The 17,657-nt window shown below is 64.6% G+C and carries 10 protein-coding genes and 1 pseudogene; all 11 read left to right on the plus strand.

What is annotated here, in order from left to right; translation table 11 throughout:
* A pseudogene (locus Q0O95_RS05890) lies at positions 1 to 419 on the plus strand (NYN domain-containing protein); the annotation flags it as partial.
* 65 nt (positions 420 to 484) lie between these two features.
* Positions 485 to 1,327: a hydrolase gene (locus Q0O95_RS05895; protein WP_293696341.1), complete on the plus strand. Its 843-nt coding sequence runs from the start codon at positions 485 to 487 to the stop codon at positions 1,325 to 1,327.
* A gap of 102 nt (positions 1,328 to 1,429) precedes the next feature.
* The gene (locus Q0O95_RS05900) at positions 1,430 to 1,657 is read left to right on the plus strand and encodes a hypothetical protein (RefSeq protein WP_366516451.1); all 228 of its coding nucleotides are present in this window, start codon (positions 1,430 to 1,432) and stop codon (positions 1,655 to 1,657) included.
* A gap of 300 nt (positions 1,658 to 1,957) precedes the next feature.
* Positions 1,958 to 2,710, plus strand: coding sequence for an NUDIX domain-containing protein (locus Q0O95_RS05905; protein WP_293696343.1), 753 nt, complete (start codon positions 1,958 to 1,960; stop codon positions 2,708 to 2,710).
* Positions 2,707 to 4,014, plus strand: a complete 1,308-nt coding sequence (gene nadA / locus Q0O95_RS05910; RefSeq protein ID WP_293696345.1) for a quinolinate synthase NadA — start codon at positions 2,707 to 2,709, stop codon at positions 4,012 to 4,014. The genes Q0O95_RS05905 and nadA overlap by 4 nt, the downstream gene beginning before the upstream one ends.
* 109 nt (positions 4,015 to 4,123) lie before the next feature.
* Positions 4,124 to 4,984: a carboxylating nicotinate-nucleotide diphosphorylase gene (gene nadC, locus Q0O95_RS05915; RefSeq protein ID WP_293696347.1), complete on the plus strand. Its 861-nt coding sequence runs from the start codon at positions 4,124 to 4,126 to the stop codon at positions 4,982 to 4,984.
* A 13-nt stretch (positions 4,985 to 4,997) separates the two neighbouring features.
* Entirely contained in the window at positions 4,998 to 6,161 is a 1,164-nt protein-coding gene (locus tag Q0O95_RS05920; RefSeq protein WP_293696349.1) for a cysteine desulfurase family protein, read from the plus strand.
* 375 nt (positions 6,162 to 6,536) lie between these two features.
* The gene (locus Q0O95_RS05925; RefSeq protein ID WP_293696351.1) at positions 6,537 to 10,940 is read left to right on the plus strand and encodes a hypothetical protein; all 4,404 of its coding nucleotides are present in this window, start codon (positions 6,537 to 6,539) and stop codon (positions 10,938 to 10,940) included.
* 123 nt (positions 10,941 to 11,063) lie between these two features.
* On the plus strand, positions 11,064 to 13,652 hold the full coding sequence (locus Q0O95_RS05930) for a LuxR C-terminal-related transcriptional regulator (RefSeq protein ID WP_293696353.1): 2,589 nt from the start codon (positions 11,064 to 11,066) through the stop codon (positions 13,650 to 13,652).
* 113 nt (positions 13,653 to 13,765) lie between these two features.
* Positions 13,766 to 16,426: a LuxR C-terminal-related transcriptional regulator gene (locus tag Q0O95_RS05935; RefSeq protein ID WP_293696354.1), complete on the plus strand. Its 2,661-nt coding sequence runs from the start codon at positions 13,766 to 13,768 to the stop codon at positions 16,424 to 16,426.
* Positions 16,427 to 16,429: 3 nt separating this feature from the next.
* Positions 16,430 to 17,653: an MFS transporter gene (locus tag Q0O95_RS05940; RefSeq protein ID WP_293696355.1), complete on the plus strand. Its 1,224-nt coding sequence runs from the start codon at positions 16,430 to 16,432 to the stop codon at positions 17,651 to 17,653.
* Positions 17,654 to 17,657: the final 4 nt, after the last annotated feature.

Consider the following 17,657-nt stretch of genomic DNA (forward strand, 5'->3'; position numbering starts at 1 on the left):
AACGTCCCACCATCATCGTCGACGCGGCCAATGTCGTCGGAGCGGTCCCCGACGGCTGGTGGAAGGACAGGACCGGAGCTACCGAGCGTTTGCGTGATCGGCTCCAAGGGCTCGCGGAGCACGGGCTGGACGCGACCGCACTCGAGCTGCCGGAAGGTCGCTGGTACCCCGAGTTGAGTCTCGTCGTAGAGGGGAAGGCTCGTGGTATCGAGCAGGTGTCTGACGCGGTGCACGCGATCTCGGCACCGGAATCGGGCGATGACACGATCGTCCGGGAGACCGCGGAACTCGTCGAGACGGGCAGGGCCGTCACCGTCGTCACGAGCGATCGAGCACTCGGCGATCGTGTTCGAGCCCTGGGGGCATCCGTCGAAGGCGCCCGATGGCTACTCGGGAAACTCGATGCCGTCGAATCCTGATGGCGTCGCACGGGCCCGGCAGGTTCGCAGTCGGGCGGGATAACTGACAACGGGGGGAGAACCACATGGCTCTAACCGCATTCGAACCAGAGCTCATCAGCTGCGCGACTTGCGCCGTCGAATTCGGATTCGACCGATCGGTCTTGCCCGCTCGCTGCGCGATCTGCGACGACGAACGTCAGTATGTTCCGGCGACAGGGCAGGCCTGGGTCACGCAGGCTGAGCTGGCGCAGATCAGCGAGGTGCATGCCGAGCAGCTGGGTTCCGAACAGTGGGGAGTGACCGCCGTCAACGTCGGTATCGGGCAGACCATGCAGGTGGTGCGAACGGACCGCGGACTGCTGCTGTGGGATCCGATCGGTCTTGTCGACGGCGGAACCGTCGACTTCATCCGTTCTCTCGGCCCGACGCTCGCGATCGTGGCCAGCCATCCGCACATGTACGGAGCGCAGGTCACCTGGTCGAGAGCGCTCGGCGGGGCGCCGGTGCTGATTCATGCGGCAGATACGGGCTGGGTGCAGCGTCGGGACCCCGTGCAGCGCGAGTGGGATGGGCGACTGCGCCTCGCTGACGGACTGGAATTGCTGACGCTCGGCGGGCACTTCCCAGGCAGTGCGATCGTGCACTGGGCGAATGCGGCCGAGGGTGCCGGAATCGTGTTGGCGGGAGACACCGTCATGGTGAATCCCGACCGACGCACTGTAGCCTTCCTGCGCAGCTATCCGAACAAGATCCCGCTGTCCGGAGCCGTCACGCAACGAATTGCCGATGGGTTCGCGAGCCTGAAGTTCACGCAGATCTGGTCGAATTTCGGCAACGCCATCACAGGCCGAGCGGACGAGCTGGTGCAGGATGCAGCGAAGCGGCACATCGCCTGGGTTCGCGGTGACTTCGACGACTTGACGTAGCGCACCATTGCAACCTCACTCCGGTGTTCATATGCAACTAGTTAGGGTTGCTAACCTGGGCGCTGCCAGGTTGCTTCTCCGGGTGCCCGAGAGGAGCGCCCGATGGCGAAGCGCGGATTCCAGGGCGCCATGATGCGCACTCGGGTGATCGTCGCGCATCGCCTCTCCAGCATCCGTGCTGCCGATCGCGTCGTGTTCCTCGATGAGGGGCAGGTCGTAGAGGGCGGCACGTTCGACGAACTCGTGGTGGCCGGTGGGCGTTTCGCCGAGTTCCGCGCGCAGCAGCACGCTGCGTCGAAGTGGAAACTCGGCGACACGGCCACCTCCTGAACGATTGCGCGGATGGGGGTGCTGCTCCCGAAGGGAAGCTGCGGTTCGAGACGATTTTTATGGGTCGAGACGACGTCTGAACCCGTAAAAACCATCTGGCAAGGGTCTCGTATGCTCGTCAGCCCAAGCTCACACGAGGCTCGCGCTCCCGGTTTGGGTAACCGCACGACACGGGGTAGGCTTGCTTATGGTCAGAACGACTTTAAGTAGATGCGTTGGCTGATGTAGCGGGAGTATCCGGATTGTGCAGAGATTGCGACGAACCCCAAGAGTGGGGGTGAACACGTGCACTATTCGCGCATGAGCGCTAGTGAGCGTCGCCAGGCGCCACCTGCCGTGGCCGTCTCTACGGTCGTGTTTGCTCTGCACCCGCCCGCCGGAGCATTCGTCGGAGACGGCGCCGGTGAGTTCGTACAGGACCAGGACAGCGATGCGGTGACGATCTGGATCCCGCTCGTGCGCCGTACGCGCCCGCCTTTCGAGGGCACATGGGCGCTGCCGGGAGGCCCGATCGAGTGGAACGAGACGCTCATCGACACGGCGTTGCGCAACCTACTCGCCTCCGTGGGGCGAGAACCCGGGTATCTCGAGCAGCTGTACTCCTTTGGCGGTCTCGAACGATCGGCCGAGGCGCAGCGGGTAGTCACGATCGCCTACTGGGCGCTCTACAGTGCCCAGGACGATGACGCACCAGAATGCCGGGGTTCCCTCAAAGATCAGAACGTCGCCTGGTTCTCCGCCGACTCGTTGCCGCCGCTCGCATTCGATCACGCAGACATCGTCGACTACGCGCTGCAGCGATTGCGTCTCAAGACGGGCTACTCGACGGTCGCGTACCGATTCCTGGGTGAAACCTTTACCCTCGGCCAACTGCGGCAGGTGCACGAAGCCGTGCTCGGCCAACGCGTCGATCCTGCGAACTTCCGTCGTCAGGCGCTCGCACAGGGGCGCCTCGTCGACACCGGCGAAACCCAGAAGGGCACACCATTCCGCCCTGCGCGTCTGTATCGCTTCAGAGCGGGCCCCGACTACGAACAAAGGAGCACCCCGTGACGAGCGTGCACGAACTCATCCGCAGCGCCGCCGATGCCGAGCAGGAGGCCGCCGGCCCGAGACGCGCGCTCGCACTGCGCGCCACCGGGATCTCGAATTGCGACACAGGGCTCGTGCGCGACCCGTGGGCGATCGATCGGGAGCCGGGCTATGGGCCGGGGGCATCCGTCGAAGACCGGATACCCGGCGACGCTCCGCGACAGGGTGCGTTGCCAGAGCGCTACACGAACGCGAGCGAAGCGGAGCTGAAGCGATGGATAACAGAATCACGGGAGGCACTGGGTGAGCGCGTGCGCATCCTCGGCCACTTCTACCAGCGCGATGAGGTCGTGCAGCACGCCGACTTCGTTGGTGATTCCTTCATGCTCGCGCAGGCGGCCAAACAGCATCCGGAGGCCGAAGCGTTCGTCTTCTGCGGCGTGCACTTCATGGCCGAGACGGCGGACATCCTCTCCGACCCAGACCAGGCGGTCATCCTGCCGAACCTCGCCGCCGGCTGCTCCATGGCCGACATGGCGACGATCGAACAGGTGGAAGACTGCTGGCGGCAACTGCACGAGGCGCTCGCGGACGAGGCGGAGGGCGAATCGCAACCGGTCATCCCGGTGACCTACATGAACTCCTCGGCCGCCATCAAAGCGTTCTGCGGTCGGAACGGCGGCATCGTCTGCACGTCTTCGAACGCCCGTACCGTGCTCGAGTGGGCGTTCGAGCGCGGGCAGCGGGTCGTGTTCTTCCCCGATCAGCATCTGGGCCGTAATACGGCGAAGTCGATGGGCGTGACCGAGGAGCAGATGCCGTTGTGGCGGCCGCGCCTGCCGCTCGGTGGGAACACCGTCGAGCAGCTACGGGATGCCCGCGTGATTCTCTGGAACGGGTTCTGCTCAGTGCACAAGCGGTTCACCGTCGCGCAGATCGAGAAGGCCAGGGCGGAGTATCCGGGTGCGCGAGTGATCGTGCACCCGGAATGCCCGGCCGCGGTTGTCGAAGCCGCGGATGGGAGCGGCTCGACCGAGTACATCCGGCGTGAGATCGAAGCCGCGGAGCCCGGCTCGGTGCTCGCGATCGGCACCGAGATCAACCTCGTGAACCGGCTGCAGTCCGAGCGCCCGGACCTCACGGTGTTCTGCCTCGACCCCGTCGTATGCCCGTGCTCGACGATGTACCGCATTCATCCCGCGTACCTCGCCTGGACGCTCGAGTCGCTGCTTGCCGGTGAAACTCCGAACCGCATCACCGTGCCGGATGCGGTTGCGCAGGATTCACGGGTCGCCCTCGAGCGGATGCTCGCGGCACGACCGTGATCCTGGTCATCGGATCGGGCACAGCCGGTCTCTCGTGTGCGCTCGCGGCGCTAGATGCGGGACTCGGCTGGCTCCGCGAACAACAGCAGCGCGGAAGAAAGGCAAGCACATGTTGACCACGCGATCCGTTGAGGACGCTGTTCGCGCGGCGCTCGCAGAAGATGCGCCATGGGGTGATGTCACGGCCGAACTTGCGATTCCGGCCGAGGCAAATCTGGCGGCGCGACTCGTTGCACGCGAGCGCGGTGTCTTTGCGGGAGGGATGCTCGTGCGAGAAGCCTTCAGGCAGGCCGATCCGCGGATTGCCGTGAACGCGCTCGTGGACGATGGCGCTCGGTTCGACTCCGGCGATGTCCTCGCTGAGATCTCCGGGCCCGCTCGCGGCATCCTGACCGCTGAACGCGTTGCGCTGAACTTCAGCCAGCGTCTCAGCGGTATCGCGACGTTGACCGACCGGTTCGTCAGTTCCGTGGCCGGTAGCCGTGCGCGCATCGCCGATACACGCAAGACGACGCCGGGTCTGAGGGTCTTCGAGAAGCACGCGGTGCGGGCGGGCGGTGGCATGAACCATCGGTTCAGCCTCTCCGATGCCGTCATGGTGAAAGACAACCATCTGGCAGCGTTGGGTGCCAACGACGATGCGACGACGACTGCGGCGCTGCACGCACTGCGGGATCGAGTGGGGCACACGACGGCGATCATCGTGGAGGTCGATCGCCTCGATCAGGTCGAAGCGGTCGCGAAGGCGAACGTCACGGGAATTCTCCTGGACAATTTCGAGCTCGCAGACCTCAAGGCCGCCGTTGGGGTCGTGGGAGGGAGAGCGGTCTGCGAGGCGAGCGGAGGCATCGACCTCGCCACGGTTCGTGACATCGCGGCAACGGGCGTCGACGTCATCTCCGTCGGACAGCTCACACACGGCGCCCGAGCACTCGATCTCGGCCTGGACGCGGTCGATGGCCATGGATAGCGGAGCCTCCTCGGTGAAACGGCTTCGGCACGGATACCTCGATGCCGCTGCGACCGCGCCATTGCGACAGAAGGCACGTGAGGCGATGCTCGAGGTCCTGGACGCGGGGTTCGGGAATCCCTCCAGCGTCCACTCCGCCGGTCACGCGGCAAGAGAACGACTGGAGGAGGCGCGGTCGACGATTGCGAGATCGCTCGGAGCGACCGCCGAGGAGGTCGTTTTCACCTCCGGCGGCACGGAGGCGAATAACCTCGCGATCCTGGGCCCGGCGCTGGCGGAACCGCGGGGCAGGCACGTCGTCACGAGCGCTATCGAGCATCCGTCCGTGCTCGAGAGCTGCAGATTCCTCGAGCGCACACACGACTTCGAAGTGACCGAACTCGCCGTCGGCACCGATGGCCGCATCGATGCGCGGTCCGTGGCCGACGCAGTGCGCGACGACACTACCCTCGTCAGCATCGGCCTTGCGAATGCCGAGATCGGCACGGTACAGCCGATCGCCGAGATCGCGCGTGCGGTGCGCACCCGAGGCGTACGGATGCACACCGATGCTGTTCAGGCGGCAGCGTCGTTGCCGCTCTCGTTCGATACGGGACGGGAGGGGGCATGGCCCGGAGGCGCCGTCGACGCCGTCACCGTCGCATCCCATAAGTTCGGCGGTCCGCACGGGGCAGGTGCTCTGCTCGTGCGACGGCATCTCGCCCTCGAGCCGGTGCTGCACGGGGGAGGGCAGGAGCGGGGAGCGCGCTCGGGCACCGAGAACCTGCTTGCGATCGCGGGATTCGCGGCGGCGGTCGAAGCGACAACCGCGAACGTCGGCACGCGGGCGCTGACACTCATGCAGAGCAGGGATGCCCTGGTGCAACGAGTGACGACCGGGATGCCGCGGGCGAGGCTGACGGGGCACGCGGAGGAGCGACTACCGGGCCACGCGTCGTTCGTATTCGAAGGAGTCAGCGGCGAATCATTACTTGTCGCGCTGGATGCCGCCGGGTTCCAGACCTCATCCGGGTCTGCGTGCGCCGCCGGCCGCGACGACGCATCGCCGACGCTGCTAGCGATGGGCATGAGCGAGGAACTCGCGCAGACCGCGCTGCGCTTCACGCTCGCGGAACCCCTCGGCAGTGACGAGATCAGCCGCATCGTCGAGGTACTCGCAAGCGAGGTCAATCGCTGAGCTCGCGGTCCGGGCTCGACGCGACCGGGTTCGTGCCGTCCGCAGCATCGCCCTGGGAGGCGAACGCCGGTCGTTCCGAGGAGGACCAACTCGCGGACCAAATCGCGCGAATTCGATTCTCTATCGGAACCCGGCCGATGAAACTTACATCTGAAAGCCGAAAGCCTTCGATGGCGCGTCCGCTGTAGATGACTCCCCGCTGGCTGTAGGACCACCTTGTACCGCATGCAGCCGCTGTCGCGGCTCACACGAAAGAACGGGGAAGCCGTCTTGAAGCATCCACCTGGGTCGCAATATAGCCCGGAATCACTCAGTCCAGAGGGGAGGGGAAAGCGCTTCGGACGTCTCCTGAACTTCTTTTCGTTCAGCTCGGGGATGCGCAGCAGCAGCGGTTCCCTCGCCGCCAGCACTCGCAAGCCCGCTGCCGCGATGCTCGTCTTCGCATTCCTGGTGAGCACGGTCGCAGTACTGACATCGATCTCACCGACTCCTGCGGCAGCGACTACGTCACCTCCGAACAGCGTCACAGTCGGCGGGAATACGTTCTTCGCGTACGTGGCCGAAGGCGAGACACTCGATGTCAGCTTCGTCAAGAGCCACAACCACAGCGGATCCGGTTCCGACGTGCAGTTCATCGTCACCGACCCCGAGGGTAACGTGCACATGGACTGCGTTATCTCGGCCGGCAGCGGCTCGGGCACCTTGTGCGACGAGGAGGAACTGAGCGGTCCGGCGGGAATCTGGATCATCGAAGAGATTCCGCTGACCAATCCGAATCAGGGTACGTATGCTCGCACGTCTTCGTCGAGCCGTTTCACGTTCGATATAGGTGTGTACGATGCGGCCGGCGCGGATCTTGCGGGGCGGGTGTGGACCGATATCTACATGGCTTACGACGCGGGAGGATCAACCGACTACGACATCGCGTTCTGGACCGTAAACGAGTTCGGAGCCGTCCACGGCGTGAACCTGCGGGGATTCACAGGAGGCGGATGGGCGATCGACAGCAGCGCGTTCGGCATCGTCGACGGCGACTCCTGCACGCCCATCTACCGGACGACGGAAATGGAGACCAATTCGACCGCCTACAACCAGGCGGGGCCGGAGTGCGGTGACCCGTATCTCATCTTCTTCGAGGAGCCGGATAGCGGTCTGCCCACTTCCGCGACTTCGGCGCGAGGCGAGCTCTGGATTCTTCCCGACGTGGTCGGTCCGGGCATCGAGAACCTATCGTTCACACCGGCTGCGTCCGACAGCTGGGAGGGCGCCTTCGAGTTCTCGCTCCAGAACTTCACGGGAGCCTACGAACTGCGCATCGACATCGACGGCGATGGCACCTTCGACGGGCCACGGGACCGGATGGTCTCGCTGGGTGGGACCACAGGCCAGCACAGCTACGAATGGGACGGCCTCGATGGTCAGGGCGATCCCGTGGATGTATGCTCCCCGGTGAACGCGGAGGTCGCGATCGATCGTGCCGACGAAGTCCACCTCGTCCTGGGTGACGTGGAGGGCCTCAGCGGCGGCATTGAAGTCACGCAGCTGCAGGGCCAATCGCCCGGCAACACCGTGCTGTACTGGGACGACACACAGGTCTCGACCTCCGGCAAGACATCGACCACTTCGCCTCTCGACGCCACAGCCGGCGTTGACAGCGAAGGCGGCGTCCATCGCTGGGACAATTCCGGAAGCAACCCCTGGGGCAACATGCTGGCGATCGATCACTGGGCCTTCAGCCCGGTCGACATTACGCAGAGCCTGACGCTCGCAGGCACCTGCCTCGATATCGACAAGACTTCGGACGCCGACGAGAACAGCCGTATCGGTGACACCGTGACCTACACGGTGACCGCCACCAACACCGGCAGCGCTGACTTCACAGCTGAGGATCCGGCAGTGGTCTTCGACGACCTGTCCGGTGTCCTGGACGATGCCGAGTACAACGGTGACGCTGCTGCGGATCGTCCGGGGGATGTGTCGTTCTCATCGCCTCTGCTGGCGTGGGAAGGCGCACTTCCGGTCGGCGAGAGCGTGCAGCTCACGTACACGGTCACCCTCGCATCCGGCGGTGACGGCGAAGTCCGCAACGTGGCCTGGGAGCCGCGGGACCCGAACGTATCGGAGCCGCCGGCGTGCGACCCCGCGGACGAGAACGGTCGGGACCCGCAAACCGGCGAACCGTGCGCAGCCGAGGAGACTCTCCTGCCGCGGCTCGTGATCGACAAGACCGCCGACCGTACCGATCTGCCGGCCATTGGCGAGAGCGTCGAGTACACCGTCACCGTGATGAATGCCGGCCCGGGCGTCTACACGGAAGACGCCCCCGCATCGTTCATCGATGACCTGTCCGACGTGCTCGACGACGCCGTCTACAACGACGACGCCTCCTCCGATATCGGTGAGGTCAACTTCGAAGAGCCGCACCTGTCATGGGAGGGCGCGCTCGGAGCAGGCGAATCGGCGACGATCACCTACACGGCGACGTATACGGGCGACGGCGACAAGATCCTGACGAACCTGGCGTGCGTGCCCGAGGAGGAAGCCGCTCCCGGTACCGATGCCTGCGACGAGGTCTCGGTTCCCGGATCCGGCCTGAGCCAGTGGAAGGAAGTCGCCTCCGACGACAGTCCCGTGAAGGCAGGCAGCGTCCTGACCTACACGCTCTTCTTCGAGAACGATGGTCAGGCGGCTGCAACGGTTGACGCCATCGACGACCTCACGCACGTGACCGACGATGCGGACATCACAAGCGAACCGTTCAGCCCTGACGGGCTGAACGTGGTGCGCGACGGAAACCGCATCCAGATCACCGGCGCCGTGCCTCCTGGCGAGACTCACACGGTCACCTATCAGGTGACGGTGAAGCCCGATGAGGATCGCGGCGATGACATAGCGGCGAACTTCCTGCTGCAGAACGACCCCGAGAATCCGCCGATTCCGCCGGAGGATCCCGTGTGCCAGCCCCAAGTTGGTGAGAACCCGGACTGCACGGTCACCACGATCGGTCGTCTGCTGACGGACAAGTCGGTCTCGGCCGACAGCGACCCGGTGGGCGCTGGAACCGTGCTGACCTACACGCTCACGTTCGACAACCAGGGTGAGGGCCCCGTCTCGGTCGACCACATCGACTACCTCGCCGATGTTCTCGACGACGCCGATCTGACAACCGCTCCGGAAGCCTCCGATGACGCCCTTACGGTGTCCGAGGTGGCAGACGACCGGTTCGCCATCACGGGCGAGCTGGCGGCGGGCGAGACGGTCACCGTGACCTACGAGGTGACGTTGAAGGAGGAAACCGAACGCGGCAACAACTCCGCGGACAACTTCCTCGTCCCCTCCGACTCTGGTGAGCCTCCTGCGCAGTGCGACGCGGATGACCCGAACTGCACCAGCACGCCGCTGCCGAACGTCTCCGTGACGAAGACCTCGGATCCCGAATCGGGAGCGGATGTTCAAGCCGGTGACGAAGTTGTTTACACTCTCACGTTCACCAATACCGGTGAGACCGCGGGGGATGTCGACTTCACCGACGACCTGACCGGTGTGCTCGACGACGCAGCGCTCACTAGCGCTCCAGTGTCGAGCGATCCGACACTGGTTCCAACTTCGGGAGAGGACGGAGCCATCCGGGTCACCGGCAGCCTTGAGGCCGGGCAGACGGTTACCGTCACCTACGCGGTCACTGTCAACCCGGACGGTGAGCGCGGTGACAATCGGCTCGGGAACGTGGTCGCTAAGACCGATCACCCCAACCCAGGGTGCGAGGACGCGGGTGTTTCCTGCACCGAGCACCCGGCAGGGGAGCTGGATGAATGGAAGACCGCCGACCCGGCGTCGGGTACCACGCTCCGACCCGGCGATGGGGTGACCTACACGCTGCATTTCGAGAACATCGGCAATGCTCCCGTGGACTTCGCCAGGGACGACGTGCTGGATGGGGTGCTCGATGACGGCGATGTGACCGTTCAGCCCACAGCATCCAGCGACAACCTGGACGTTACGGAGATCGTCGACGGTCGTTTCACGGTGACGGGAACGCTGGAACCGGGAGAGATCGCTACTGTCTCGTACACGGTCACGATCAGACCGGACGGCGAGCGCGGTGACGATCGGCTGGGCAACTTCCTGGTGCACGAGGGTGAAGAGCCGTCCGAGGAGTGCATCCCGGTCGACGGCGAGCGCGCGGACTGCACCGTGCACCATGTCTCCGACGTGGACGCGGCGAAGACCAGCGATCCCGAGTCCGGCACGGAAGTGAACCCGGGTGACGAGATCGAGTACACGCTGACCTTCGTCAACCGGTCCATCAATCCCGATGCGGCAGCGGTGGATGTCGACTACACCGACCACATGGCCGATGTGCTCGACGATGCTGATCTGGTCGGCAGCCCGGTGGTTTCCAACGGCTACCTCACGGCCACCGTGGAAGGCGACACCATTCGCATAACGGGTGCGATCCCGTCCGGTGAGGTGACGACGGTGACCTACTCCGTCACCGTGAAGGACTACGAGGACCAGGGCGACCGCGCTCTTGCCAACGTCGTAGCCATCACCGGGGAGGAGCCGGTCTGCGCGCCGGAGTCACCGCTGTGCACCAGTCACGAAGTGCCGGAGCCTCCGACAGCTGATCTGCCGAGGACCGGTGGCGCGGTCCCGATCGCGGTGATCGTGCTGGCGATGCTCAGCCTGGCCGGCGGTGCTGCACTCGTGGCATCCCGCCGGAGCTTCAAGGCGATGGGTCCGGACTTCGAGGACGCCACGCTGGACGAGCTGCTGTAACCGATCGCGCGTCCCGGAACCGGTCTACCCCCTGCGGGACCGGTTCCGGGGCCGCGCGCTCTCGCGCCCATCCCAGCGCGCACCCGTCTCGAACATCTACTTCTGCAGCAGGAGGTAACGATCTTGCGCCACTCCAGCGGCAAGCTCGATCGAACCACACTCCCGCGCATCTCCGGACGGCTCGTGCAGCGGCCGGAACTCCTTTCAAGACTCGACGCGCTCACACCACTGATCGAGCTACGCGGCCTCTCCGGCATCGGAAAGACCAGCCTCGCGATGCAATGGGCGAATCACCGCCGGGCGGAAGGCGACAGCGTCATGTGGTTCAATCCCGGCGACGCACCGCAGCCACGGAAGCTGCTCGACACCATCGATCAGCAGATGCCTGCGAGTGCCGGTCATCGAACGATTGCGGTCGTCGACGACGCTCACTTCCTCACGGACCCTGATCTGCTCGAGGGCTTGTGCGATCGGCTGATAGGACGCTCCGACCTGCACCTGCTGATCTGCTCTCGGCATGTCCATCCCATCAAGCGTCACGCACGTGCTCGACGTATCGAGTCGACCCTGCTGACAGGAGGCCATCTGAACGCTACGAGAGCATCGCTCTCGGAATTCGCCGAAGCCTGGGGTCACAGTCTCACCGCCGCGCAGAGCGACCAATTGTGGAACAACATCGGAGGCTGGCTGGCACCGACTCGAATCGCGTTGGAGAGACCCTTGCGAGGGAGCTCGGTGGACCTCGTCGGCGCCCATGGCTTTCTCCGGGAACAAGTCCTGCCGGAGATCACGGACAAAGCCTCGTTGCTCGTGGCGATGACGCTAGCCCTGCCGCGCTGTGTATGCCTTGAAATGGCCCAGAAGATACTCATCGACAGCCCGCACACGCCCGGTCTCGTTGCCGCTTCAACGCCTCAATCCGTGCTCGAGCATTTCGTCGACCACGGCCTGCTCGAGTCCGTCAGCGTGACAGGCGCCGAGGAGCGCTGGCAGCTCCCGGTGCTGGTCAGGCAGGTCCTGCGGACCATGTTCGAAAGCGAATACCCCGAAGAAGCAGCGCAAACGCACCGTATGCTCGGACGGTGGCTCTTCAATCGCGGAGAGGCTCACCGCGTAGGCGACATGATCGCCCACGCGCGCGCCGCTGAGGACTGGATGCTGCTCGCCCGAGCGTGGACGCAGCACGCGCTGCTCCTGACCGGCAACCACCCGCGGGAGACCGTCCGCGCCTACTCGGACATGCCCGAAGCGGCCCTCGCCGACTTTCCCAGCCTCCGCGCCGCAAGACCCGTTGTAGCCGCCATGCGTGCCGGGCTCGCATCGAGAGAGCATGCCCGCTCGATCGCGAACTACGCCCTCGCTGGCTGGGGGTGGACCGAGCCGAAGCGGAAAACGTCGAAGGCAACGGCTCGGAATACTCAGGATGTGGTGTCGAGAATCATCGCGTGGAGGGCGCGCGGTCGTCCTGAGCGTGCGCTCGAACTCGCCGAAACCCACAGCGAACGTCTCCTCATGGAGGCTCCCGCGATCGCTCCGGCGGATCGCGCGTGGTTCGAATTCCAGTGGGGCCTGTCGGCGTTCGCCGCACTGCGGGGACGGCAGGCGGTGCAGTTGTTCGAACGCGCCATCGAATCGGCAGAACGCGGCAGCGTTGACTTTCTCGTTGCCGCGGCCTCCTATCAGCTGAGCATCATCCAAGCGTTCTCGGGGGACGCGGCCGCCGCTCTGCGGCACTTGGGCGTCGCACGTCGCATGCGAACGGGACAGCACTGGATGCACGATGTGATCGCCGTTGCAGGGCGGCTTACCGAGGCGGTGTTCGCTCTCGATCGGTTGGACGGGGAACCGGAGGCGATCGAGCTGACGGGGGTTGAAGCGGACAGGGTCGAAGAGTGGGCCATCCTGACTTGGGTGCGCACTCAGCACGCACTCTTATTCGGCGACCCCATGACGATGATGGATCGAGTTTTCAGAGTCGCCTCGCTGCACGAAGGCGCGATCGAACCCGGCGGCAGAGATGAGCTGCTGGTCACGAGGAGCCTGGCGGAGTTGCTGGTCGCGCTAGGCGAGCTTACGCGTGCACAGTTGCTCATCGCCGATGCCGGTGACGAACTTGTACTTCTGAGAGCACGAATCCTCTACATAGCAGGAAACTACACAGAAGTACGGGCTCTCGCCACGAGCGCGATCTGGGATGCCCGCACAGTGATCCGCGACCGGGTAGAGCTGCTCCTGCTCGAAGCGGCGACGTCATTAGCAATGGACGACCTCACCGCAGCCCTCACAGCGTTCGAGCGAGGACGGTTGCTGGCGAGGGACATCGGCACGCTCAGTCCCTTCGCGAGCATGCCGAGACCGGCGCTGATTAGGTTGGCCGGGATGGCCGAAGGATCGTTCACCGGGGCCGAATACGAACGCATCACGAGTACCAGAGCACCGTACCCGGAGAGCGGCGAACTCGTGACGCTGACCGGCCGGGAACTCACGGTACTGCAAGCGATGACCGAATACGCCACGCTCGTCGATATCGCGAGATCATTGACCGTCTCCGTCAACACGGTGAAGAAACAAGCGGTCGCCGTGTACGCGAAGCTCGGCGTGCACGATCGAGCCTCTGCGCTGCTGGAAGCCCGTCGACTGGGCCTGCTCACAACGCAAAGGGCCCGGTCTGCCGGCACTGACGTTGGCCGCGCCGCCCGAAAACCGTCTTGACCGGTTCCGCCATTGCAATAGACCGCGACGCGCAGGGAGCCTAGAATGACGAAGTGGCCCTCGAGGCTCTTCGTCGGCTGCATCCCTAGTCCCAGAGGGAGGTACGCGACGGCATGCCCGTTTCTGCAGAACCGCAGGTGCTCGGTTCACCTCGGCTCGCCCCCGCAACGGTAAAGCGCACCGAGCTCTTCACAGCACTCGATGCTGACGCTCCACTGACGATCGTGCGCGCAGCGGGGGGCAGCGGCAAGACCACGTTGTTGACCCATTGGTCGAATCTTCGGTCGAAGCAGTTGACCGAAGCACGCTTCGTTTGGGTGAACTTCTACGACAGCATTCAATCCAGAAGCGGCGCGTGGATGCGTGTGCTCGCACAACTGCACGCTTCCAGCGCACTCGACGATGCAACGCTCTACCGAGAGATGACTTCGATAGCGGATGGACCCGATGCGATTCCGGGTGCGTTGCGCCGGATCGCGGCGGGGATGCCGGGACCCTTGGTGCTGCTATTCGACAACTTCGGCGACACGGCCGGGGCGGGGTTCTGGGACGAGGTGAGCGAAGACCTGGTTGCGATACTGCAGGAGTTCACGCAGGTCCGAGCCGTGGTGAGCGGAAGATTCCCCACGCGGCTCGAAGCACCCTGGATCGGATCACGGCTCGACCGCACGATGCTCGGCGATGGGGAGCTGGAACTGCGGGAGCACGAGGTGCTCACGATTGCGAAACAGGCGATGCCGCATCTTCCCGAGCGTTTGCGAAGCGAACTGTTGCAGCATCCCGAGTTCCGGCACGTTACGACCTTGAGGTCGACACTGGACGCTGTCGCCGGGCGTGCGGTGGATGAAATCGACCTGGTACCGACGATGCAAGAAGCGGTACGGCGAAATCTGCTCGGCCTTGTGAAAGATACCTCGACACGTACGTTCCTGGGCGCCACGGCGCTCGCCCCCGCCGTCGACGTCGCACTGGCTGAAAAACTATCGGGTCGTTCAGACGCCGCGGACAAGTTGCAGCAGCTGGAGCGCGCAGGAGCGGGCCAGTGGTCGACCATGCCGAACGGCACGCAGGCGTTCACGTACAGCGACCATTTACGGAAGGCTGCAGCTGCGGAGTACTCGGAACAGCATCCGGAGCGACTCCCGTCTGCGCAAAGGTCGATAGCTCGGTGGCTTTGGGAGGTACGGGAAGATGCGCTCGCCGCCTTCGAAGTTGCGATCGCGACCGGCGACTACGAATATGCGACGTTCGTCCTGATGAGAGCCCTGCCGCTCCCGCAGGAGGACAACAGGAGGGTTTCGGAGCTGCTCTCTCAGGTACCGGCCGTGCAGTTGCACCGGCATCCTATGCTCGCGCTTCGCTACGCCCTGGCGCTCAACAAGACAGCGAAGACACAACGCAAGGCTGCGGAGTATTTCGCTTCCGCTGCGCTGATGGGAAAGCTGCGGTCGACTTCGACACCCCCTATCGAACGCGCGATCCAGCTCAGCTTGGAGTGCGCCGTCTGGCGGATGCTGGGGCAAGAGCGGCGGATGCGAGACGCGGCGGAGAGCTCGCTGGAAGTCCTGGAGCACTACGATCCGGTCAGTAGCCGGGACGGTTTGCAGGGGCTGACGATTGAGGCGCTCAACCAATGCGGCATGAGCCTGATGTATGCATTCGACTACGACCGGGCTCTCGATGCTCGACTCGCGTACCTGCGTGTTGCGGAGAGGGCCGGCCGACCCCACGTGAGAAACCTAGCGCTCGGGAACATTGCCCTCATCGACGTGTTGCAGGGACGTTTTCACGGTGCCGCCGAGGCTCTCCGTGACATTCGACAGGAGGACTATCCGGACGTCTGGCGCGACAGCTACTTCGTGACTCCGGAGAAAATCGCCAGGGCATGGCTGCATCTATCCGAGGGGCAAGCCGAGTTGGCCAGGAGCGAGCTAGCCGGCGTAGAACCCCACCTTGACACGATCGAGCACTGGGAGATGATCCTCACACCACTCACGCTCGCCGACACCGCGCTCGGTCGTGGACGCGAAGCGATGATGCGTTTCGAGCGCATCGTCGACGAGCGCACGACTTCGCGTACCCTTCCCTGGGTGCGGAAGCGCGTGCAGGCCGCCCGCGCTTTGATGGGTATGGCCACAGGAGCGCGTATGCGCAAGGGCGACCGCAAGTACGCAGTGCAAGAGCTTGCTCCCGCATTCGCCGCGATCGAGGCGGCGCAGGAGGGCAAGGGCGAACGGGCCGTATCTCTTCTCGTGAGGGCCGAGCTCTCCGCGACTTCCCCTCTGCGAAGAATGCTGGTTGCGGTGGCCGGAATCTCCGTGTCCAGGTACGGCGTCGAGAGTCTCGACCTAGCTCACTTCGGAGCAGTGCTGACGGAGATCATGGAAGATTTCGAGCTTCGGTGGCCGCTCATGCTGCTATCAAGTGCCGCGCGCGAGCAGCTGCTCGTCGCCCTGGATGACGCCGAGCAGAGAGGGACCGCCGGACAACTGCGACAGACGCTCGCCCAGATTCCTGCGCTCGTGCCGGATGAGCTGTTGGAACGCGCTCCGGCGCTGACGCCGCGCGAAAGGGACGTACTGCACGCCCTGGTGACATCGGAGAACAGGGCAGCTGTCGCCGAGCAGCTGTTCACCTCGGTCAACACCGTTAAGAAGCAGCTGCGCAGCATCTACCAGAAGCTGGGTGTCAGTAGCCGCGAGGCGGCGCTGGCCCGCGCCATCGCATTGGGGCTGATCGGCGCTTCGAACGACGAGAAAGAAGTCGTGGACTAGAGCATGCGCCGAGTGATCCTGTTGGCGCTGCTCCAGTGCGCCGTGCTGGGTGCCCTGACCGCCCCCGCCGTGGTCGGTCTGTCGGTAATGATCAACGGAATGACGACCCCCGCGGACGCACCCGCCACACTTGCGATGGCGATCACCGTCGGAGGAGTGGCAGCGATGGCCGCGAGCACGCTGTTCGGCTGGATATCGGATCGCACGCGTGCCAGGAGGAAATGGCTCGTTAGTGGCGCGGTGATCGGCATGGCGCTGAGTACTGTTCTGCCGTTCACGACCACTCCGTTGATGCTCGCTGCCGTATGGGGTTTGACGCAGATCGCCTACAACGCCTGCTTCGCAGCGATTAACGGGCTCGTATCGGAAGGACTCGATGCGCGAGAGCGGACTCGTGCGTCCGGGCTCTTCTCGGCGGCAGCATTCATCGGGACGCTTCCCGGGCTGGCGGTCGCTGCGCTGTTCCCGAGCCAGGTAGTGCTGGTCTCACTCGTGGTCCCGGCCGCCACCACGGTTGTCGTGCTCGTGGTAGCGCGCAGAATCCAAGAATCGCCGATTACGGCTTCTTCCTCGAGCAAGCTGCCAGGATCGGGTGTGCGCGAAGTGATTACCCGGCGGTTCTTGTCGGTATTGCTGCTGCGGATGATGATTTCGATGGAGCTGACGGCTGGACTGATCTTCGCGCTCTACCTGTTCATGTCAAGGTGGGATCTCTCAGAGGCTGAGGCGGTGCGACTGGTATCGGCATCGACGCTGCTGGGGGCGGTCGGCATCGTCCTCAGCTCCCTGACCGTCGCAGCCACGCGCATCCGACTACTGGATGCCCGGGTGCTGCTCTCTGCTGCTCTGCTCGTGCTAGTAGCTGCGATGCTGCTCCGCGGGCTCGCCGACAGCGTGGCAGTGTTTGTACTGGCGACAGGGATGGCCGGTATGGCCATCGGTGTAGGAATGACAGCGACCCGTTCGCTGGCGCATGCGGCGCTGCCGCCCGATCGCTCGGCGCTGGGGCTGGGTGTATTGGGTGTTGCGAACTCGCTCGGCGGTATCATCGCTCCGCCGGTCGCCAGCGCTTTGCTGATCGCGGGTGGTTCAATGGGGATCATCGATGACTATGCCGGAATGTACGTTTTGCTCGTTCTGCCGATCGCAGCTTGCCTGGCGCTGATTCCCGGAACGCTTCGCGCAAGTTCTCGCCGTCCGCCGAAGACGCCGTCGCCGGTTGCGTAGCCCC

The sequence above is a fragment of the uncultured Agrococcus sp. genome (assembly GCF_945915485.1).
Classification (GTDB): Bacteria; Actinomycetota; Actinomycetes; order Actinomycetales; family Microbacteriaceae; genus Agrococcus.